Below are 21,022 nucleotides of genomic sequence, written 5' to 3'. Positions count from 1 at the left end.
CCCCGGGGCTCAGCGCGTCAGCTCCATGAAGAATCGCCCGCCCACCGCCCACTCCCCCGCCGTGGTCCAGCCGGCGGCCTCCGCCGTCCGGCGCAGCGCCGCCGTGCCGAGCCGGGCCCAGGGGAAGTCGCCGCCGTGGCGGCCGCCGGCGTCCTCCACCCGGACGGTGAGGCGCTCGTCGACGTCGTACGGGGCCGCCTCGGCCAGCAGGGAGCCGCCCGGGGCGAGGAGTTCGCGGACCCGGGCGAGCAGGGCGGCGGGGTCGCCGCCGATGCCGATGTTGCCGTCCGCCAGCAGGGCCGTGCGCCAGCGGCCCTCGGCGGGCAGGCGGTCGAAGACGGAACGGCGCAGTACCGTTCCGCCCGCGCCACGGGTCCGGGCGACCGCCGCCGGGGAGACGTCGACGCCGAGGGCGGGCAGGCCGCGCCCGCCGAGTGCCGCGACGAGACGGCCCGGGCCGCAGCCGATGTCGAGGACAGGCCCGCGACAGCGGCCGAGCAGGGCGGAGTCGGCCGCGTCCGGCTCGGCGCACCACCGTTCGACCTCCAGCGGCAGCAGCCAGCCGTCGGAACGCCGCAGAAAGAGCGGGCCGCGCCCGGTGCGCAGGGCCTGGGCGTACGGGTCGTCGACCCAGGCCGTCGCGCCCGTGCCGGCGGAACAACCGGCGCGCGGTACGGGCGCGATCGACGGCGCCGTCACCGGCCCAGCTCCGCCGCGAACCGGGTGCCGGGCGCGGCGGCCGCCACCGCGAGCGCGTCGGCGGCGGTGTCCACGTCCCGCAGGACCGGCAGGTGACGCACCCTCAGGCCCGCGTCCAGCAGCCGCTGCCGCTGGAACGCGCCCGTGCGCGGCGTGGACATCGGCACCCCTCGCAGCAGGCGGGGGTCGGGCACTGCCAGGCCGAGCGCCCAGAAGCCGCCGTCGGCCGCCGGGCCGAGGAAGGCGTCGCAGTCCGCCCAGGCGTCGGCGGCCAGCGCGGGCGCGAGGAGCTCCGGGCAGATCTGCGGGGTGTCCATGCCGACCAGCAGCGCGGGCCCGTCGCAGCCGGCGAACGCCGCCGCGAGGCGTTCGTCCAGACCGCCCGGCACTTGCGGGACCACCTCGATCCCCGGCGGCAGCCACGGTCCGGGGCCGCCCTCCAGGACCAGCACGCGGCGTCGCGCGGGGGCCCGGAGCACGGCGTGCAGGGTGTCGGCGAGCGCGGCGGCGGCCAGGGCGGCGGCCCGCTCCGGCGTGAAGGGCGGGGTGAGCCGGGTCTTGACCCGGCCGGGCAGCGGTTCCTTGGCGATGACGAGCAGGGTGGTGGGTCCGGTGGCAGGGCGGACGTGGGCCGGTGGGGATGGAGGCCCGTCCCCGTGCGGACGCGCCGTCATCGCCGCTCCCCCGCCGGGGAGCCGGCGAGGGGTGCCTCCGGGTGCCCGGGCACGGACGGGGGCGACGGCGGACCCGGCGGTTCCGCCAGCACGGCGCGCATGTCGCGCACCGCATGCCAGGTGCCGCGCCACGTGCCGGTGACCTTGGAGCGTCCCGTGCGCGGCAGGTACGGCACCTCGGTCTCCCGCACCCGCCAGCCCGCGTCCGCCGCCCGGACCAGCATCTGGAGCGGGTAGCCGGAACGCCGGTCGGTGAGGCCGAGCCCGAGCAGTGCCTCCCGGCGGGCGGCGCGCATGGGCCCCAGGTCGTGCAGACGCAGGCCTGTGCGGCGGCGGATCAGCCGGGCGAGCTCCAGGTTGGCGAGCCGGGCGTGCAGCGGCCAGGCGCCCGCCCGGGTGGGGCGGCGGCGGGCCAGCACGAGGTCCGCTTCGCCGTCGCGGACGGGGCCGGCGACGGAAGGCAGCAGGGCGGGGTCGAGGGAGCCGTCGCAGTCGCAGAAGCAGACGACGTCGGCGGTCGCGGCGAGCAGCCCCGCATGGCAGGCGGCGCCGAAACCGCGGCGCGGCTCGTGCACGACGGTGGCACCGAGGCGCTCGGCGAGGGCGGCCGATCCGTCGGTGGAGCCGTTGTCGACGACGACGGCCCGCCAGCCGGCCGGAACACGCTCCAGCACCCACGGGAGCGCGGCGGCCTCGTCGAGGCAGGGCAGGATCACATCGACCTGCGAGGGGTGCGAGGGGAAGGTGTCGGTCACCTCCCTCACCCTACGAACACGGACCGGGCATTTCGGACATGCAGTCCTTACGAAACACGGACGTCCCCCCTGTGGGGGCCACCGGCCCACCCGTCCGGCACCTGCCCGGTGCGACACTCGGGGCGTGACCAGCGACGCATCCCCCGCCCGTGTCCTCGTGGTGGACGACGACCCCACCGTGGCCGAGGTCGTGACCGGCTACCTCGTCCGCGCGGGCTTCGTCGTCGACCGCGCCGCGGACGGCCACGCGGCGCTCGCCGGCGCCGCGGCCGCCCGGCCCGACCTCGTCGTCCTCGACCTGATGCTGCCCGGCCTGGACGGGCTGGAGGTGTGCCGCCGCATCCGCGCCGACCACGGCGAGGTGCCGGTCGTCATGCTCACGGCGCGCGGCGACGAGGACGACCGCATCCTCGGTCTGGAGGTCGGCGCGGACGACTACGTCACCAAGCCGTTCAGCCCGCGCGAACTGGTGCTGCGCGTCGAATCGGTGCTGCGCCGCGCGGGCACCCGCCGCGAGGCCGCGGCCGGTGCGGGGGGCGGCCCCGGCGCCGGCGCGCTGCTGCGGTCCGGGCGGCTCACCCTCGACCCGGCCGCCCGCCGCGCGACCCGCGACGGCGTCGAACTCGCCCTCACCATGAGGGAGTTCGAACTGATGGCGTTCTTCCTCCAGCACCCCGGCCGGGTCGTGGGCCGCGAGGAGCTCATGCACCGCGTGTGGGGGTGGGAGTTCGGCGACCTGTCGACCGTCACCGTCCATGTGCGCCGGCTGCGCGAGAAGATCGAGGACGACCCGGCCCGGCCCCGGCTGATCAGTACCGTCTGGGGCGTCGGCTACCGCTTCGACCCGCCCACCGCGTCCGCCACGGAGCCCGCCGATGCATGACCTGCTGCTCATCGCCGCATACGCCGCCCTCGGCGCGGCCGCCGCCGGACTGCTCGGTGCCTTCGCCCTGCGTCTGCTGCGGCGCCGTTCGCTGGCCCTGTCCCTCGCGGTGGTGGCCTCCGTGGCGGTGGGCGCGATGCTCGCCGGGACGCTGTCGGTCGCCTGGGCGATGTTCCTGTCCTCGCACGACCTGGGCGTGGTCACGACCGTCTGCGCCATCGCGGCGGCCGTCTCCCTGACCGTCGCGCTGCTCCTGGGGCGGTGGGTCGTCGCGGGCAGCCGTGCCCTGACCGAGGCCACCCGCGTCCTCGGGGACGGCGGCGGCTTCTCGGCGCCCGCCGCGGCACCCACCGCCGAACTCGCGGCCCTCGGGCGCGAACTGGCCGCCACAAGCGCCAAACTCACCGCCTCCCGCGAGCGCGAACGCGCCCTGGAGTCCTCCCGGCGCGAGCTCGTCGCCTGGATCTCGCACGACCTGCGCACCCCGCTCGCCGGTCTGCGGGCCATGGCCGAGGCCCTCGAGGACGGGGTCGTGGACGACCCGGCCCGCTACCACCGCCGGATCCGCGGCGAGGTCGAACGGCTCTCCGGCATGGTCGGCGACCTCTTCGAACTCTCCCGCATCCAGGCGGGCGTGCTCGCCCTCGCGCCGACCCGCATGTCCGTCCACGACCTCGTGGACGACGCCCTCGCCGGAGCGGACGCCCTCGCCCGCGAGCACGGGGTGCTGCTCGTCGGGGGCCATGACGGCGTCCGCGACCCGGTGCCGGTGGAGGTCGACGGCCGGGAGATGACCCGCGTCCTGGCGAATCTGCTGGTCAACGCCATCCACCGCACCCCGGCCGACGGGACCGTCGCGGTCGCGGCGCACCGCGCGGAGGACGTTGTCGTGCTGTCGGTGACGGACGGCTGCGGCGGCATCCCGGCCGAGGACCTGCCGCGCGTCTTCGACACCGGCTGGCGCGGCACCGACGCGCGCACACCGCCCGCGGGAGCCGGTCTCGGGCTCGCCATCGTGCGCGGCATCGTCGAGGCCCACGACGGGCGGGCGGCGGTGCGCAACGTCCCCGGCGGCTGCCGCTTCGAGGTGGTGCTCCCGCTGGCGGGGTGAAGGTCCGGCGGCACCGTGCGGCTCACGCCCCCGCGGCGAACTCCGCCATCCCGTCGGCGAACCGGACACCCGGTGTCCACCCGAACTCGTCACGCAACCGGGCCGACGAAGCGGTGATGTGCCGGACGTCGCCGAGCCGGTACTCACCGGTGGTCACCGGTCCCGGCCCGCCACACGCCACCGACAGCGCACGGGCCAGATCGCCGACAGTGCGCGGACACCGCGAGAGCGGTGGCGCTCGCCGCCGCGGCATCGCGGACGTGGCAGCCGGCACCATGCGGCTCACGCCCCCGCGGCGAACTCCGCCATCCCTTCGGCGAACCGGACACCCGGCGTCCACCCGAGCTCGTCGCGCAACCGGGCCGACGAAGCCGTGATGTGCCGAACGTCGCCGAGCCGGTACTCACCGGTGGTCACCGGCTCCGGCCCACCGCACGCCGCAGACAGCGCACGGGCCAGATCGCCGACAGTGCGGGGCTCGCCACTGCCCACGTTGTAGGCACGCAGCGTACCGACGGCGCCACCGGAGTCCCCGGCGGCGCGAACAGTCGCAAGAGCGGTCGCGTTCGCCGCCGCGACGTCGCGGACGTGCACGAAGTCCCGCCGCTGGCCACCGTCCTCGAAGACGCGGGGGGCCTCGCCGCGCGCCAGGGCGGAGCGGAAAAGCGCGGCGACTCCGGCGTAGGGGGTGTCGCGGGGCATGCCCGGGCCGTAGACGTTGTGGTAGCGCAGGGAGACCGCCCGGCCCCCCACGGCGCGTGCCCAGCAGGCGGCCAGGTGCTCCTGGGTGAGCTTGGTGGTCGCGTAGACGTTGCGCGGGTCCGCGGGGGCGTCCTCCTCGACGAGACCGGGGCGCAACGGCTCGCCGCACTGCGGGCACGGGGGCTCGAAGCGCCCCGCGGCGAGGTCCTCCGGCCGCCGCGGACCGGGGCGGACGAGGCCGTGCCGCTCACAGGTGTAGCGGCCCTCCCCGTAGACCACCATCGAGCCCGCGAGCACCAGTTCGCGCACGCCGGCCCCGGCCATGGCCGCCAGCAGCACCGCGGTGCCGAGGTCGTTGCAGGCCACGTAGTCCGGAGCGTCGGCGAAGTCCTTGCCGAGGCCGACCATGGCGGCCTGGTGGCACACGGCGTCGACGCCGCGCAGCGCTTCGGCCACGGCCGCGGGGTCGCGGACGTCGCCGCGCAGCAGCTCGGTCCCTTCGGGCGCGGGGCCGTCCGCGCGGTCCAGGATCCTGACTCCGTGGCCGTCTTCGAGGAGGGCGGTGACGATGTGGGAGCCGATGAAGCCCGCGCCGCCCGTGACAAGTACCAGCATGCTGTCGACCGTAGGTCCTGGCAGGCCCGGCCCCGCCCGGACGCGCGCGGCCGTCAGGGGTTCGTAAGCTTCCGGGGCATCTGGGAGCGGCGCCGCACCGGCCCCCGCCGCGCGGCCCCGGCGCAGCCGTCACCGGTCGAGGGCGGGCACCTCCAGGGTCAGCGTGCCGGCGTCCGCGTCGAGCACGGCGGGCACGCCCAGCGGCACGGTGAGGCTCCTGTCGCCGTGGCCGAACCCGAGTTCCTCCACGACCGGTACGCCCAGCCCGCCCAGCCGGTCGCGCAGCACCTCGCGGACCCGCTCGTAGGGGCCGCAGTCCTGCCAGGAGCCGAGGGCGATGCCGGCGAGGCCGTCCAGGAGGCCGGAGCGGAGCAGCTGCGTCAGCATGCGGTCGATGCGGTACGGCTCCTCACCGATGTCCTCCAGCAGCAGGATGCCGCCGGTCAGTTCGGAGCGGCCGTCGGGGGTGCCGATCCCCGCGGCCAGCAGGGAGAGGCAGCCGCCGACCGTGATCCCGCGTGCCGTACCGGGGACGAGCGTGCACGCGTCGGCGGACCCGAGCACCCGCACGGTCTCCGGCGCGAAAAGCGTCGCCCGGAGGTGGTCGCGGGTCGGCTCGTCCTTGATGAACGCCTGGGCCGCGACCATCGTGCCGTGCAGGGTGGCCAGGCCCAGCCGGAGGGCGAAGGCCTCGTGCAGCGCGGTGATGTCGCTGAAGCCGAGCAGCACCTTCGGGCCGGCCGCCCGCAGGGCGTCCCAGTCCAGCAGGTCGGTCATCCGCTGGACCCCGTAGCCGCCGCGTGCGCACAGGACGGCGGCCACGCCGGGGTCGCACCACGCCTGCTGGAGGTCCTCGGCCCGGGCGGCGTCCTCCCCCGCGAGGTAGGGGAATCCGGGCCGGCGGTCCAGCACGTGCGGTGCCACCACCGGGTCGAGCCCCCAGTCACGGAGGACGGCCAGGCCCGCCTCCAGCCGTTCCGCGGGCACCGGCCCGCTGGGGGCGACGACGGCGACGCGGTCGCCCGGTACGAGCCGGCGCGGACGGACCAGGGGGGCGAGGGGACGCGGGGGACGGGGAGATGTCACTTGCCGAGCTCCAGAGGGGGTACACCGGGCGGGGTGAAGCCGAGGACCTGCCCGTAGAGGGCGAGTTCGGCCTCCAGTGAGGTGATGAGCGTGTCCTCGCGCCGGAAGCCGTGACCCTCGCCCTCGAACAGCAGGTAGGCGTGCGGGATTCCGCGCCCGGCGACGCGGTCGAGGAAGCGCTCGCACTGCACGGGCCGGCAGATCACGTCGTCTGTGCCCTGCAGGAGGAGGAAGGGCGCCGTGAGCCGGTCGGCGTGGGTGATCGGCGACCGCTCGCGGTAGCGGTCCGGGACCTCGGCCCACGCGCCGACGAGCGAGTCCAGGTACTGCGACTCGAAGTCATGGGTCTCACCGCCCGCGGCCCAGCCGGTGAGGTCGAGCAGGGGGTACCGGATGACACCGCACGCGTAGACGTCGGTGGTCGTCAGCGACGCCGCACTGGTCCAGCCGCCGGCGCTGCCGCCGCGAATGGCGAGCCGGGCCCGGTCCGCGATGCCCTCGGCGGCCAGCGCCTCGGCGACGGCGGCGCAGTCCGCCACGTCGACAAGGCCCCATTGCCCCCGCAGCCTTTCCCGGTAGGCACGCCCGTAGCCGGTGGAGCCGCCGTGGTTGACCTCGACGACGCCGATGCCGCGGGAGGTGAAGTAGGCGATCTCCAGGTCGAGCACGAGCGGGGTGCGGCTGGTGGGCCCGCCGTGCACCCACACCACGTAGGGCGGCAGTTCGCCCTCGGGCGCCGCGAAACCGGGGTTGCGCGGCGGGTACACCTGGGCGTGGATCTCCCGCCCGCCGGGCCCGGTGAAGACCCGCTCGACGGGTTCGGGCACGAACGCCGGGTCCACGACGTCCTCGTGGGCGGCGCCGACGACGCGGCTGTGGCCCGTGCACGTGTCGAGTTCGACGACCTCGAAGGAAGTGCGCGCCGAGGCCGCCACACCGATGACCCGCGTCCCGGACGACGCGAGGGGACTGGTCCACTCGCTCCACGGGCCCGGCACGTCGGCGAGTTCACCGGTGGCCGGCTCGAGTATCCCGAGCCGCTGCGCCCCGCGCCCGTGGAGCACGGCGACCGTGCCGCTGTCCAGCGGCGCGAACCAGCGTGCCCCCATCTGCCAGGCGGGCCCGGCGAACTCCTCCTCCCGGGGGCAGAGGTTGACGGCCGTGCCGGTGGCGGGGTCGACCCGGTGCAGATTCCACCAGCCCGTGCGGTCGGTGGCGGCCAGCAGCGTCCCGTCCGCAGCCCACTCGGCCTGCGCGACCGATTCGGCGGGTCCGCCGATGACCGAGCGCGCGGCGCCGAAGGTGCCGTCGGCCGCGACCTCCGCGAGCATGAGCTCGGTGCCGTCCCAGGGCATGCGCGGGTGGTCCCAGGCGATCCAGACGGCCTGCCGTCCGTCCGGGGAGAGCCGGGGCGCGGTCACGAAGCGGTGTGTGTCGTCGGACAGTTCGCGCACGGCGTCCCGGGACTCCGCGGCGGAGCCGTCCAGCGGCACGGCCGCGAGCACTCGCCGCACGTCGACGGGGCCGTCACCGGTGAACTCCTCCAGTACGCACCAGACCTCACCGCGGTCGAGGTGGATCTGGGGGTCGGCCCAGCGCAGGCCGTCGCCCACCGGGGAGAGGGGGGTCAGCGGCCGGGGCACCGCGTCGGCCGACCCGGGCTCGTAGGCGTAGAGCCGCTGGTCGGCGAAGTGGGCGAAGACGATCAGCGGACCGGACGCGACCGTCGTGCCCGCCCAGGCCCGGCCCCCGTACTCGATGACGCGGGTGCGGACGTTCCACGGCGCGGGCAGCGGTGACTCCGTGCGGCCGTCGGCGAGCCGGCGCACCAGTGCGCGCCGGCCGCCCTCCGCGGGGCGGGGCTCGGTCCACCACACCTCCTCGCCGACGAAGCCGGGGAACTCCGGGCGGCCGTCGTGGGCGGCGGCGGTGCGGGCGTCGACCGGCGACTCCCAGGCACCGTACGGTGCGGTGCGCGGTGTCGGGTTCATCGTTCTCCTCCGGTGGCCGGGGTGTGCGCGCCGAGCAGGAACCGGTCCAGGACCTGGACGCCGAAGTGCAGGCCGTCGACGGGAACGCGCTCGTCGACGCCGTGGTACATGCCCGCGTAGTCGAAGCCCTCGGGCAACCGGAGCGGGGAGAAGCCGTACCCGGTGATGCCCAGGCGGGAGAACTGCTTGGCGTCGGTCCCGCCGCCCATCACGAAGGGCACGACGTGTGCCCCGGGGTCGAAGTGCACCAGGGCCTCGCGCATCGCCGCGAAGACCGGGCTGTCGACGGGAGCTTCCAGGGGGATCTCCCGGTGGTGGTACTCCCACCGCACGTCCGGGCCGGTGAGTTCGTCCATGGTGGCCGCGAACTCCTCCTCGCCGCCCGGCAGCACGCGTCCGTCGACGTGGGCGGTCGCATGGCCGGGAATGACGTTGATCTTGTACCCGGCCTCCAGCATCGTCGGGTTGGCGCTGTTGCGGATAACCGGCTCGACCAGCGCGGCCGCGGTGCCGAGCTTGGTGAGCAGGCCGTCCACGTCCGCGAAGTCGGGCTCGACGCCGTAGAGCGCGGCCAGTTCGGTCAGGGCGGCCCGGACGGTGGGGGTGATCCGCACCGGCCAGTGGTGCTCACCGATGCGGCCGACGGCCGAGGCGAGACGCGTCACGGCGTTGGTCCGGTTCACCTTGGAGCCGTGGCCGGCCCTGCCGTCCGCGGTCAGCTTCAGCCAGGCCGTGCCGCGCTCCCCGGCCGCGACGGGGTAGATGCGCTTGCCGGGTCCGGCATGGAAGGTGAAGCCGCCCGACTCGCTGATGCCTTCCGTGCAGTCGTGGAAGAGCCCGGGGTGCCGGTCGGCGAGGAAGCCCGATCCGTAGGCCGCGCTGTCCTCCTCGTCGGCGGTCAGCGCCAGCACGATGTCCCGTGCGGGGCGCACGCCCTCGCGTGACCACGAGCGCACCGTGGCCAGCACCATGGCGACGGTGCTCTTCATGTCGATGGCGCCGCGGCCCCAGACCACCCCGTCGCGCACCTCCCCGGAGAAGGGGTGCACGCTCCAGTCCTCGGCCTGCGCGGGCACGACGTCGAGATGCCCGTGGACCAGCAGGGCGCCGTCGGCGCCCGCCCCGGTGCCCTCGATGCGCGCCACCACGTTCGCCCGCCCGGGAGCGGACTCCAGGACGGCCGCCTCGACGCCGGCCTCGGCGAGCAGCCCGGCCGCGTACTCCGCCGCCGGACGCTCGTTGCCCTGCCCGCCGCCGTGGTTGGTGGTGTCGATCCGGATCAGTTCCGAGGTGAAGCGGACCGCCTCGTCGAGTGCCTGGGTGTCAGCCATACTGCTCCTCCACTGCTGACGAGACGAGGGTGGTCACGGCCTTGAAGCAGCGGATCCCCTCGTACATGGTCGGTGAGGTGTACGCGACGCGGCGCTCACCCGTGCGCTCGACGCCGGGCACGATGGCCGCCGCGCCCGCCAGGTGCTCCGCGTCCAGTTCGAGCTCGATCGCGAACGGCCCGGCCTGGGCCGGTTCGTGCCGTACCGCGACGCCGACCGCGTCCTTGGCCGCCGCCCGGATGTCCGCCGCGGTACGGGCCGGCGGCCGGCACACCGCCGCGTAGCGCGACACGTAGTCCTTGACGGCCACCGTCCGCGCCGACGGCGCGTAGCGGTGGGCGTCCAGCGCGGTGCGGTCGTCGCCGGTGACCAGGACGACCGGCACCCCGTACTCCTCGACGACCAGGGAGTTCAGCCACCCCTCGCTCGCCCGGTCGCCGTTGACCCACACACCGGTGATGGAGTTGGGGAGGTAGGTGTGGGCGAGCACGCCTTCCGTTCCCGCGCCCGTGTGGTAGCCGACGAAGGCCACCCCGTCCACGTCACCGTGCTGGACGCCCTCCACCATGGACAGGTCCTTGTGGCGGCCGGTGAGCAACTGGGCCCGCTCGTCCAGTTGCTCCAGCAGCAGATTGCGCATGCTCCAGTGCGCCTCGTTGATCACGACCTCGTCGGCCCCGCCGTCGAAGAAGCCGGCGACCGCCGCGTTCACGTCCGAGGTGAACAGGTGCCGGCAGCGTTCCCACTGCCCGCTGCCGGGCACGACGTCACCGGGCCAGGTCACCCCGGTGGCGCCTTCCATGTCCGCGCTGATCAGGATCTTCATGCCACGGAACGTTACGCAAGGTCATCGGCGCACACCAGGCCCCCACCCGGCCTGTGGAAAACTTCCCGCGGCAACCCCCGATCGGCCCCGGCCGGCATCGCCGGCCCGTCCCGGCCGCGGGAGGAACCGAGCCTGGCGAGCGTGTCGTGCCCCGACATCCGTCACGTCGGTCACGTCCGCGCGGCGGCGCTCCGGCACGGCAGCTGCTGCTCGAACCAGACCGTCTTGCCCTGCGCCGTGCGGCTCGCGCCCCATTCCCGCGCCAGCCGGCTGACGATGCGCAGCCCGCGGCCCCGCTCCTCCTCCGGGCCCGAGCCGAGCAGAACGGGCAGGGCGTGGTCGTCGTCGGTGACCTCGCACAGCAACGCGTCCGCGCGCACCAGCCGCAGTTCGACGTGGCGCGTGTGCGCGTGCCGTACGGCGTTGGTGACGACCTCGCCGACCAGCAGCGCGGCGGTCTCGGCGGCCTCCGGCGCGCCCCAGCGCTCCAGGGTGTCGCGCGTGAGCGCACGGGCCCGTCGCACCTCGCGCGTGTCGAGGGCGAGCTGCCAGGTGACGACGTCCTCCCGTGCGATGCCGCCGAGGCGGGCCATCAGCAGGGCGGTGTCGTCCGTGCGGCCGCCGGGCCGGCCCAGCGCGCGGATGACCGTGTCGCACGCGTCGTCCATCGAGGAGGCCTCGCGTGTGGCGCTCTCGCACAGCGCCGCCAGTCCCGTGCCCGTGTCCTGGTCGCGCGCCTCCACCAGTCCGTCGGTGCACAGCAGCAGCCGGTCCCCCGGCGCGACCGGCACCCGGACCGTCTCGAAGGCCACGCCGCCGATGCCGATCGGCGCGCCCGTGGGCACGTCCAGCAGCTCGGCGCGGCCGTCCCCGGCACGCACCAGCACGGGCGGGGTGTGTCCGGCGTTGCCGATCGACAGTTCGCCGTGGACCGGGTCGTACACCACGTACGAGCAGGTGGCCAGGTAGTTCTCGCCGAGCCGCTGGGCGAGGTCGTCGAGGCTGCGCAGCAGTTGCGCGGGCGGCAGGTCCAGCGCGGCCATGGTCTGCACGGCGGTGCGCAACTGCCCCATCATGGCGGTCGCGTGGAGTCCGTGCGCCATGACGTCGCCGACGACCAGCGCCACCCGGGAGCCGGGGAGCTTGATGGCGTCGAACCAGTCGCCGCCGGCGCGTCCCCGCCCGTTGCCCGGCCGGCTGCGGGTCACCACGTCGCAGCCGGGCATGCGTGCCGTGATCTGCGGCAGCATGCCGGCCTGGAGGGTGTCGGCGATGTTCTCCTGATACGTGTACATGCGGGCGTTGTCGAGCACGAGACCGGCCCGGGCGGCCAGTTCGGCGCCGGTCACACGGTCCATGTCGTTGAACGGCGGCCGCTCGCGGTGGCGCAGCAGGATCACGAAGCCGAGCACCACGTCACGCGCCTTGAGCGGCACCACCAGCATCGACCGGCCGGTGATGAGCGGCCGGATGTCGCGCTTCTCGAACTGCGCGGCGATCTCCTCGCCCATGGGCTCGGTGATCCTGGGCACGAGGACCGGCTGGCCGCTCGTCATGCACTGGAAGAAGGGGGTGTGCTCGGGGAAGGTGGTCGACTCGCCGACCGGCACGACGTCGTCCCAGCGGCCGGGTTCGTCGGTGTGCTCCACGGCGACCTGGTACCACACGGTCGTGACGTCCGGCGGCCCGTCGGGGAAGCCCTCGCCCGCCGGCACCTGTGCGCGCAGATAGGTGGCCGCCACGTCCGTGAAGCGCGGCACCACGGCGGCGCTGACCTCCTGGATCGTGCGGGACAGGTCCAGGGAGCTGCCGATGCGGCCGCTGACCTCGTTGAGGAACTCCAGGCGTTCGCGGACGGCTGCGTACTCGATGTCCGGTTCCACGTCCTCGGCCGCGGCGGCCCGCGGGTCGGCGGCGGCCTCGCGGGCGGCGCGCAGCCCGTCGGCGCGGCGCTCGGCCCTGCGGGGCACGCCCCAGTCGGGGGTGACCGGGACGCGGTCGTGCCGGCTGATCTCCAGGACGGGGTAGCCGAGTTCCAGGACCTGGGAGACGATCCGGCCGCTCTCGGCGACGCCCATGCTGGGCAGGATCTCCGGCAGCCGCTTGGCGAGTCCCTCGGCGCCGGGGAATTCGGTGTGCAGGGCGAAGCCGGGGGCGATCCGCTCGAACTCGCCGCCGGCTTCTGCCTCCTGACCGGCCTCGACATGCAATTGGGCTGCGTCGGCGGCGAGTACGAGGAGCGTCTCGGGCCCCGGCCCGACCAGGGGGTAGGACCACCAGAGCACGTCCACCGGGGCGTCGTCGACAACGGTGTCATGGCTGCGGTTGAGACGTGCGCGCCCCGCGGTGGGGTAGGAGGTCTCACCGCTCAGTGAGGCGTCGAGGTCGGGACCCTCGTAGGGGCCGAGGGAACCGGGCCCGTAGGCGGCGCCGCTGACGGTGTCCGTGCCGTAGGGACCGCCCGCGCCGTCGCCGAGGGCACCGGAGACCGGCAGCAGGTCGATGGCGGAGCGGCCGATCGCCTGCTCGCGTGTGCTGCCGAAGAGTTTGCGGGCACCTGTGCTCCAGTGGGAGACCAGCCCGTCGCGGTCCACGACGACCACGGCGAGCGGAATGCGTCCCGAAAGGCCCGTACGCTGCGGCGGCAGCGCCGGACGGCTGCCCTCCCCGAGCGGGGTGCGACGTTCCATGACGCGCTTCGGCTCCTTCCCCTGTGGTGCCGGACACCGATCGCGGCCGGGCGTGGTCGGCGCCCCGCGCATGATCTGCGGCTCCGCCACCACGGTACGACCGCCACCGGGTGCCGCGCGCGTCATTGCGGCAAACTTGCGTACTCCAATGTGAAATTGACAGAACGTCACTGACGAAGGAACCCGCGCGTCAGTCCTCGTAGCCGAGGAGCACGTCGCGCTCGGCGCGTCCGCCGCCCGCGAGGCGGAGGACGGTGGCCACCGGCGGGTAGCCGGAGGCGATCACCGTGTACTCCCCCGCGGCCAGGTCCACGAAGCGGAAGGTGCCGTCCGCCCCGGTTGTGACGGTGTCCAGGACATTGCCCGCCGCGTCCAGGAGCGTGACCCGTGCGTCCTCCACCGGCCGCCCGCCGGGGGCGCGCACGGTGCCGCGCAGCATCGCGCCACCCGCGAGTTCGACGTCCTGCCGGGTCTCCCGGGCGGCCTGGACGGAGACCGGGAGCGCCGCGGGCCGGTACGCGGGGGCGTTGGCCGCGAGCGTGTACTCGCCGGCGATCAGCTCGGTGAGGGTGTAGTCGCCGTCGCGGCCGGTCCGCGTGCTGGCCACGACGTCGCCCCCGGCGTCCGTGAGGGTCACCGTCGCCTCGCGCACCGGGGTGCCGTCGGCGGTGTGCACGATCCCGGCGAGCCGCCCGGCGCCGCCGAGCACGACGTCCAGTTCCACCGCACGCTCGCCGACGGTGACGCTCACGGCCTGCGGCTGGTGTCCCCCGGCCGCCGCGATCAGCACATAACTGCCGCCGCCCGGTGTGCTCAGCGCGTACCGGCCGTCGTCCCCTGTGGCGCCGCGACCGACCTGACGCCCGGTCACATCGATGAGGGTGAGCGCGGCCCGCCCCACGGTGCTGCCGTCGGCGTGCTGGACCGTTCCGCACACCGGGACACCTGCGAGGTCGGCCTTGCGGGCGGTGGGGACGTGCTGGGTCACCAGGGGTTTCTCTTTCAGGAGGAAGGCGAGCAGGAATCCGGTCGCCAGGACGGGCACCAGGTAGAGGAAGATGCGCGGCATCGCGGTGGCGTACGCCTGCACATAGGCGTCGCGCAACGCGGCCGGCATCGCGTGCACCATCTGCGGTGTGATCGACTGCGCGTCGGGCAGTGCGGAGCCGCGCGGCAGACCCTCGGCCAGCCGGTCCGCGAGGCGGTTGGCGAACAGGGTGCCGAAGACGGCGGCGCCGACCGAACCGCCGATCTGCCGGAAGTAGTTGTTGGCGCTGGTGGCAGCGCCAAGGTCAGCAGGGCGCACCGAGTTCTGCACGGCCAGGATCAGCACGGGCAGCACCAGGCCGATGCCGAGTCCCAGGACCGCCATGTAGACGCTGTACTCGGCACGCGGGGTGTCGATGTCCAGCCGCGAGAGCAGCCACATGCCGAGCACCGACAGCGCTCCGCCGAGCAGGGGGAAGACCTTGTAGCGGCCGGTACGGCTGATGAGCTGTCCGGAGACGACCGAGGCCAGGACGACGCCCAGCATCATGGGGAGCATCAGCAGCCCGGACTCGGTGGCGCTGACCCCGTTCACCATCTGCAGGAAGGTGGGCAGGTAGCTGGCCGCGCCGAAGAGCCCGACGCCGGTGACGGCGCCGATGAGGGCCGACACCGTGAAGATCCCGTCGCGGAACAGCCGCAGGGGGATGACCGGTTCCACAGCGAACCGTTCCACCACCACGAAGAGCACCGCGCAGAGCGCCGCTCCGGCGCCCAGTCCGATCACGACGTCCGAGTCCCACGCGTAGGTGCTGCCGCCCCAACTCGTCAGCAGGACCGCGCAGGTGGAGCCCACGGCCAGTAGCAGCGCCCCGAGCACGTCCAGCCTCGGCCGCACCGCGGGCCGGGGCAGCCGCAGCACGACGGCGATCATGGCGAGGGTCAGCAGTCCGAAGGGCACGTTGATGTAGAAGCACCAGCGCCACGAGGCGTGGTCGGTGAAGAAGCCGCCGAGCAGCGGTCCCGCCACTGACGCCAGACCGAACGCGGCGCCGATCAGGCCCATGTAGCGGCCGCGCTGCCGGGGCGGGACGATGTCCGCGATGATCGCCTGCACGCCGATCATCAGGCCGCCGCCGCCGATGCCCTGCACGGTGCGGAAGGCGATGAGCTCGTTCATGGTGCGCGACCAGCCGGCCAGCGCGGAGCCGATGACGAAGACGACGATGGCGAACTGGAAAACGATCTTGCGTCCGAAGAGGTCGCCCAGCTTGCCGTACAGCGGCAGCCCGATGGTCGAGGCGAGCAGATAGGCCGTCACGGCCCACGACATCCGGTCCAGCCCGTGCAGTTCCCCGACGATCTTGGGGAGCGCGGTCGCCACGATCATCTGGTCGAGCGCCGCGAGCAGCAGGGTCAGCATGAGCCCCAGGAAGACCAGCCGCACCCTGCGGGGCGTGAGGTCGGCGGCGGGAATCCCGTGGCCCGAGGACGCGCCGTCGTCCGCGCCCGCGCCCGCTCCGGCGCCGGGCTCGTCGGCGAGGGGTTCGCTCCGATCGGTCAGAGTCGTCGCCATCGTGCCGCCCATCGCCGTGTCCACTCCCCTCGTCGCGCCTGACCTTTCGACAACGACCAAAAGGCCCGGGAATGCGCCGTGGACGTGCAGAACCACCCGTTCAAGTGACCAACTCGCAGGCCCGTGCCCATGGGGCGGCGGTCGCCGGACGCGGACGATGGTCGGCGCACGGTTGTCGGCGGACCGCCGTCACAGGAGCAGGCTCAGCGGGAGGAGCAGCAGGACGGCCACGACGGAGGCGACCGAGACGCCGACCGTGCACGTCTTGAGCGTGCCCCGGGTGGTCTGCCCCATCAGCGACTGCAGGAGCCAGAAGGTGTTGCTGGTGACGTGCACGGCGAAGAGCGAGCCGGCGCCCACGGCGAGCGCGACCAGAACCGGGTCGAGCCCGAGGGCGGGCGAGATCGGGGCGAGGATGCCGGCGGCCGTGATGGCGGAGATGGTGACCGAGCCGATGGCCATGTGCAGCACGGCGGCGACGGCCCAGACCAGCAGCAGGGGCGCCACGTCACCGGTGGTGAAGTAGCCGCGCAGGATGTGGCCCAGACCGCTCGCGGCCACCACCGCGGCCAGCGAACCGCCGACGGCCGTGAGGATGAGGATCTGGCCGCTGTCCTTGAACCCGCGCACCACGGCGCGCTCCACGCCTTCGCTGCCCACGGCGGCCCTGCCGACGAGGACCGTACCGACGAGTCCGGTGAGCAGAGCCACCACGGGGTTGGCAATGAAGGACAGGACGGCGTTCCTGACGCCGAGCGCGTCGAAGACCGCGCCGATGGCGATCATCAGCAGGGCGGCCAGGAGCGGGGCGAAGCGGACGAACAGGCCCGGACCGTCAGCGAACACCGGGACCGAAGCCCCCTCGGCGTCGGCGGCCGGACAAGTGCCTGACCGGCTCACCGGGGGCCGGACCGGCCCCGCCGTCCTCGGACGGCCGGGTCCGTGGACGGCGCCCACGAGGGCGACCGTCGGCAAGGACCGCACCCTCACCGGCCATGCCGTCCGCTTGGTGTCCTTGGTGTCCTCCTTGGCTTCGCTCTCCGCCGTCCTCGGGGGTTCGGGCGCAACGGGCTCCATGGCGGTGTTCTCGTCGGTGGCGCTGTTCCAGAAGCCCCGCCGGAAGAAGAACGTCATGATCGACACGGAAATGAGGACGGTCGGGACGACCAGGACCAGGCCCCACAGCAGCATCGTTCCCAGCGGTACGTGCAGCAGGGCGGCCAGGGCGAGCGCCCCGACACCCGGCACCGTGAGCACGATTCCGCTCTCCAGGCCGATCGCCAGGGCGGCGGCCATGCGCGCGGGCCCCCAGGGCCCGATCCGCCGGGAGGCGGTGCGGGCCAGCGGCGCGCAGATCACCAGGAGCACGTCGAGGTAGATCGCCTGCAGGAGGGTGGCGATGGTCAGCGCCATGGAGTGCGGCAGCCGCCGGGGGCCGAAGAGTCTCAGCAGGTGCTCGACCAGCCGCTCGATGGCACCCATCTCCTTCAGGAGCGAGCCCATGAGCACACCGAAGGCGATCAGCAGGCCCACCTCGGCCATGATGTTGCCGAAGCCGGTGGTGATGGTCCTGACGGTCTTGTCGGGCCCGAGCCCGGTCGCGAGCCCCAGGTAGAGCGAACCCACCACGAGGGAGATCACGGGGTTCACGCGGAAGCGGACGATCAGCACCACAATGGCGACGATCGCGACGCCGGTGTTGACCAGTACGGGGATCTGCGACATCCGCTCGCTCCTTGCACACGCGGTGCCGGGGAAGGCGAGTACGGCCAGGCGCCCCGTCGTGGTGCGGAGGCGGGCTCGTCCACAACCGGCTCTCTGTGAGACGGCATCTCATCATGAGGGTACTCCGCTGCGCGATCCATTGCGCATGCATGGGCCGGCACCCCGTATACCCCGTCCTGTCAGCTCAGTAAGCACCCATTTGAAGCGATATAACGGATTTCTTGACGGGAAGCCTCGTGACCCACATGCTGGAAGTTGACATCACGATATGGGTTGCGAGGTGATCGCAGATGCCCGAATCGTCTGCGCGTCATGGAGAGGCGCCCGGCCCCCTCGCGGGGCTGCGCGTCCTGGAGATGGGCAACTTCATCGCCGCCCCCTCGGCCGGCCGCTTGATGGCGGATCTCGGGGCCGACGTCGTCAAGGTCGAACGGCCGCGCGGCGGCGACGAACTGCGCCGGTGGCGGCTCCACGAGGGCGACACCTCCCTGCTGTTCCGCGCGATGAACCGCAACAAGAGGTCGCTCACGCTCGACCTGGGGCGCCCGGAAGGCCGCGACATCGCCCTCGCGCTGGTCCGCCGCTGCGACGTGGTGCTGGAGAACTTCCGCCCCGGCACCCTGGAGCGCTGGGGCCTGGGCGAGGAGCGGATGCGCGGCGCCAACCCCGGTCTGGTGCTGGCCCGGATCTCCGGCTACGGGCAGACCGGGCCGTACCGCGACCGTCCCGGCTTCGGCGGGGTCGCGGAGGCGGTGGGCGGGCTGCGCCAGCTCACGGGGTATCCCGACCGGCCCCCCACCCGGCTCGGCATCAGCCTCGCCGACTCCGTGGCCGGCCTGTACGCCGTCGTCGGCACCCTGGCCGCGCTCCACCGCCGCGCCGCCACCGGGCGCGGGGACGTCGTGGACGTCGCCCTGTACGAGGCCGTGTACTCCCTGACCGAGTCCCTGACGCCCGACTACGACGCCTTCGGGATCGAGCGGGAGCGCACCGGTGGCGCGCTCCCGGGCATCGCGCCCTCCAACACCTACGCGTGCCAGGACGGGCGTTACGTGGTGATCAGCGGCAACGGTGACGCCGTCTTCCGGCGGCTGATGACCGTCATCGGCCGGCCCGGCCTGGCGGACGACCCGCGCCTGGCGGACAACGCGGGCCGGGTGCGGCACGTCGCCGAGCTCGACGCGGCCATCGCGGCCTGGACCGCCGGACTGCCGCACGAGCAGGTCCTGATGCGGCTGGACGCCGGAGACGTCCCCTGCGGCCCGATCCTCACCGCGGCCGAGATCGCCAAGGACCCGCACTTCGCGGCACGCGGCATGCTCGAACGCCATCGGGTCGCCATAGCCCCCGGATGGCACCAGGACGTGGCCTTCCCCGGCGTGGTCCCCAAACTCGCCGAGGCGCCCGGCCGCACCCGCTGGCTCGGGCCCGACCTGGGCGAGCACACCGACGCCGTCCTGGCCGAACTCGGCATAGGGGCGGGCCGCCGGCAGGAACTGCGCGACCTGGGGGTGGTGTGAATGCCCGGCACCCCCGACCATGTGCTGATCACGGACGTCCTGCTCCGTGACGGCCTCCAGAACGAGCCCGTCGTGATTCCCACCGCGGACAAACTGCGCCTGGCGTACGGCCTGCTGGACGCCGGGGTGACCTCACTGGAGGCCGGATCGTTCGTCCGCCCCGACAAGGTGCCGCAAATGGCCGACACCAGCCTCCTGCTCGCCCGGGTGCGGCCCGGCGAGTCGGTCGCCCTGCACACCCTGGTGTTCAACGAACGGGGCGCGCGGCGGGCGGTCGAGGCCGGGGCGCGCGACGTCCGGCTCACGGTCTCCGCGAGCGACGGCCACAGCCTCGCCAACGCCGGTGTGCCCCGGGACGCGGCCCTGGACCGGCTGGCTCCGGCCGTCGAGATCCTGACGGACTCGGGTGTGCGCCTGGAGGCCACGATCGCGACCGCGTTCGTCTGCCCGTACGACGGTGAGACGGACCCGGCCACGGTGGTCGCAGCGGCCCGCCGGCTGGCCGGGTTCGGCATCCGCGTGCTCCATCTCGCCGACACCATAGGGGCGGCCGGTCCCCTGCACATCCGCCGCACCGTCACCGCCGTGCGGGAGGCGCTGCCCGAACTCCCCTTCGGGCTCCACCTGCACAACACGTACGGCATGGCGCCGGCGAACGTGTGGGAGGCGCTCCGGCTGGGCGTGCGGCGCTTCGACGCGGCGCTCGGCGGCATCGGCGGCTGCCCCTTCGCCCCGGGCGCCGCCGGCAACCTGGGGACCGACGACCTGGTCCATCTCTGTCATCACGCGGGCATCGCCACCGGCATCGACGTCGGCCGCCTCACCGCGGTGCGCGAGCAACTGCGGATCCTCCTCGGCCACCGGCTCGACTCCGCGCTCGCCGCCGTGTCCTCCGCACCGGTGCCTCTGTGCCTGGGCGCCGCGACGGCGGGGACGGCCGGCTGACATACGGTAGCCGTCGTACGCGACGGACGTCCGGCCCGGAAGACGCGGTGATACCCATGAGCGAGAAGGCGGGGACCGCGCCACTGCTGGTCCTGCAGAAGATCCGCCAGATCCTGGAGTGCTTCACCATCGAGCGGCCCGAACTCAATCTGCAGGAGATCACCCGGGCCACCGGCCTGCCGGGCAGCACCTGCCAGCGCCTGGTGCACAACCTGCTGCGGGAGGGGTTCCTCGACCGCGACGGGGACGTCTACCGCATCGGGCTGCACTTCGTGCAGTGGGCGGCGCCGGGCACCTTCGGCCTCGACCTGGTGCGGCTCACCCGGCCCGCGCTGCAGCAACTCCGCGACCGGAGCGGGGAGACGGCCTGCCTCTATGTGCGGGACGGCGCGCACCGCACCGTCGTCTCGCTCGCCGAGACGCACCATGTGGTGATGCGGATGTTCGCGGTGGGCATGGTGATGTCCCTGCACGCGGGCTCTGCGGGGAAGGTCTTCATGGCCTTCGACCCCACGGCCCGCCGCGACGCGGTCGGCCACGGCCTCACCCGCCACACACCGCGCACCGTGGTGGACATCGACCTGCTGGACGACCAGTTGGAGGAGATCCGCAGAACGGGCTTCTCCGCCACCTTCGAGGAGCGCGACATCGGCGCGGCCTCGATCAGCGCGCCGGTCTTCGGCAGCACCGGCGAGGTGGTGGCCGCCCTCGGTATCGGCGCGCCGACCCAGCGGCTCACCCCGGCAGATGTGGGACGGCTCGCCCCTGGTGTCGTCGAGGCCGCCGAGGAAGCCTCCCGCTGCCTGGGCTACCGGCCCGGCACAGCGGTTCGCTCCCGCCGGCTACTTCTCGGTCTCGGCGGCCAGGCGGGCGAGCACCGCGTCCTGGATGCGGTTGAGCCCCTTG

The 21,022-nt window shown here is 73.9% G+C and carries 16 protein-coding genes and 1 pseudogene; 5 read left to right on the top strand and 12 right to left on the bottom strand.

Annotation, left to right across the window (positions count from 1 at the left end; all coding sequences use genetic code 11):
* Positions 1-9: 9 nt before the first annotated feature.
* Genes ACIP64_RS38505 through ACIP64_RS38495 form a run of 3 tightly spaced genes read right to left on the bottom strand, consistent with a single transcriptional unit; the run spans position 10 to position 2,128 of the window.
* Positions 10-699, bottom strand: a complete 690-nt coding sequence (locus tag ACIP64_RS38505) for a class I SAM-dependent DNA methyltransferase (protein ID WP_401596701.1) — start codon at positions 697-699, stop codon at positions 10-12.
* Positions 696-1,373 carry a DUF2064 domain-containing protein gene (locus ACIP64_RS38500; RefSeq protein WP_401596698.1) on the bottom strand — a complete coding sequence of 226 codons (678 nt, stop codon included), beginning with the start codon at positions 1,371-1,373 and terminating at the stop codon, positions 696-698. Before ACIP64_RS38500 ends, ACIP64_RS38505 begins: the two co-directional genes overlap by 4 nt.
* Entirely contained in the window at positions 1,370-2,128 is a 759-nt protein-coding gene (locus ACIP64_RS38495) for a glycosyltransferase family 2 protein (protein ID WP_401596697.1), read from the bottom strand. Before ACIP64_RS38495 ends, ACIP64_RS38500 begins: the two co-directional genes overlap by 4 nt.
* A 124-nt stretch (positions 2,129-2,252) precedes the next feature.
* Here ACIP64_RS38495 and ACIP64_RS38490 point away from each other — a divergent pair, with 124 nt between their 5' ends.
* Together ACIP64_RS38490 and ACIP64_RS38485 are read left to right on the top strand one after the other, a co-directional pair.
* On the top strand, positions 2,253-3,011 hold the full coding sequence (locus ACIP64_RS38490) for a response regulator transcription factor (protein ID WP_401596694.1): 759 nt from the start codon (positions 2,253-2,255) through the stop codon (positions 3,009-3,011).
* On the top strand, positions 3,004-4,122 hold the full coding sequence (locus ACIP64_RS38485; RefSeq protein WP_401596691.1) for a sensor histidine kinase: 1,119 nt from the start codon (positions 3,004-3,006) through the stop codon (positions 4,120-4,122). Before ACIP64_RS38490 ends, ACIP64_RS38485 begins: the two co-directional genes overlap by 8 nt.
* Before the next feature lie 31 nt (positions 4,123-4,153).
* Here ACIP64_RS38485 and ACIP64_RS38480 read toward each other — a convergent pair.
* The 9 genes and pseudogenes from ACIP64_RS38480 to ACIP64_RS38440 form a co-directional block, all read right to left on the bottom strand.
* Positions 4,154-4,294, bottom strand: a pseudogene (locus ACIP64_RS38480) (NAD-dependent dehydratase); the annotation flags it as partial.
* A gap of 110 nt (positions 4,295-4,404) precedes the next feature.
* Complete coding sequence (locus ACIP64_RS38475) at positions 4,405-5,439, bottom strand: NAD-dependent epimerase/dehydratase family protein (RefSeq protein ID WP_401596689.1); 1,035 nt, start codon at positions 5,437-5,439, stop codon at positions 4,405-4,407.
* 129 nt (positions 5,440-5,568) lie between these two features.
* Entirely contained in the window at positions 5,569-6,525 is a 957-nt protein-coding gene (locus ACIP64_RS38470; protein ID WP_401596686.1) for an LD-carboxypeptidase, read from the bottom strand.
* Positions 6,522-8,516, bottom strand: coding sequence for a prolyl oligopeptidase family serine peptidase (locus tag ACIP64_RS38465; RefSeq protein WP_401596683.1), 1,995 nt, complete (start codon positions 8,514-8,516; stop codon positions 6,522-6,524). Before ACIP64_RS38465 ends, ACIP64_RS38470 begins: the two co-directional genes overlap by 4 nt.
* The gene (locus ACIP64_RS38460) at positions 8,513-9,847 is read right to left on the bottom strand and encodes a M20/M25/M40 family metallo-hydrolase (RefSeq protein ID WP_401596680.1); all 1,335 of its coding nucleotides are present in this window, start codon (positions 9,845-9,847) and stop codon (positions 8,513-8,515) included. Before ACIP64_RS38460 ends, ACIP64_RS38465 begins: the two co-directional genes overlap by 4 nt.
* Complete coding sequence (locus ACIP64_RS38455) at positions 9,840-10,673, bottom strand: M55 family metallopeptidase (RefSeq protein ID WP_401596677.1); 834 nt, start codon at positions 10,671-10,673, stop codon at positions 9,840-9,842. The genes ACIP64_RS38460 and ACIP64_RS38455 overlap by 8 nt, the downstream gene beginning before the upstream one ends.
* Positions 10,674-10,843: 170 nt before the next feature.
* Positions 10,844-13,363 (bottom strand): SpoIIE family protein phosphatase, encoded by a 2,520-nt coding sequence (locus ACIP64_RS38450; RefSeq protein ID WP_401596674.1) that lies wholly within the window; start codon positions 13,361-13,363, stop codon positions 10,844-10,846.
* 190 nt (positions 13,364-13,553) lie between these two features.
* Positions 13,554-15,938, bottom strand: a complete 2,385-nt coding sequence (locus ACIP64_RS38445) for an MFS transporter (protein ID WP_401596671.1) — start codon at positions 15,936-15,938, stop codon at positions 13,554-13,556.
* A gap of 177 nt (positions 15,939-16,115) precedes the next feature.
* Entirely contained in the window at positions 16,116-17,651 is a 1,536-nt protein-coding gene (locus ACIP64_RS38440) for a GntP family permease (protein WP_401596669.1), read from the bottom strand.
* Between the two features lie 290 nt (positions 17,652-17,941).
* Here ACIP64_RS38440 and ACIP64_RS38435 point away from each other — a divergent pair, with 290 nt between their 5' ends.
* The 3 genes from ACIP64_RS38435 to ACIP64_RS38425 form a co-directional block, all read left to right on the top strand.
* Positions 17,942-19,171, top strand: a complete 1,230-nt coding sequence (locus ACIP64_RS38435) for a CaiB/BaiF CoA transferase family protein (RefSeq protein ID WP_401596666.1) — start codon at positions 17,942-17,944, stop codon at positions 19,169-19,171.
* A complete protein-coding gene (locus ACIP64_RS38430; RefSeq protein WP_401596663.1) occupies positions 19,172-20,116 on the top strand; it encodes a hydroxymethylglutaryl-CoA lyase in 945 nt (314 codons plus the stop codon).
* 56 nt (positions 20,117-20,172) lie between these two features.
* A partial coding sequence (locus ACIP64_RS38425) for an IclR family transcriptional regulator (protein ID WP_401596660.1) occupies positions 20,173-21,022 on the top strand: 850 nt, incomplete at its 3' end.

The organism is Streptomyces sp. NPDC088733, assembly GCF_044751185.1.
GTDB lineage: Bacteria > Actinomycetota > Actinomycetes > Streptomycetales > Streptomycetaceae > Actinacidiphila.
The sequence above is the reverse complement of the archived record's forward strand: the minus strand, read 5'-3'. Positions and strand labels throughout refer to the sequence as shown.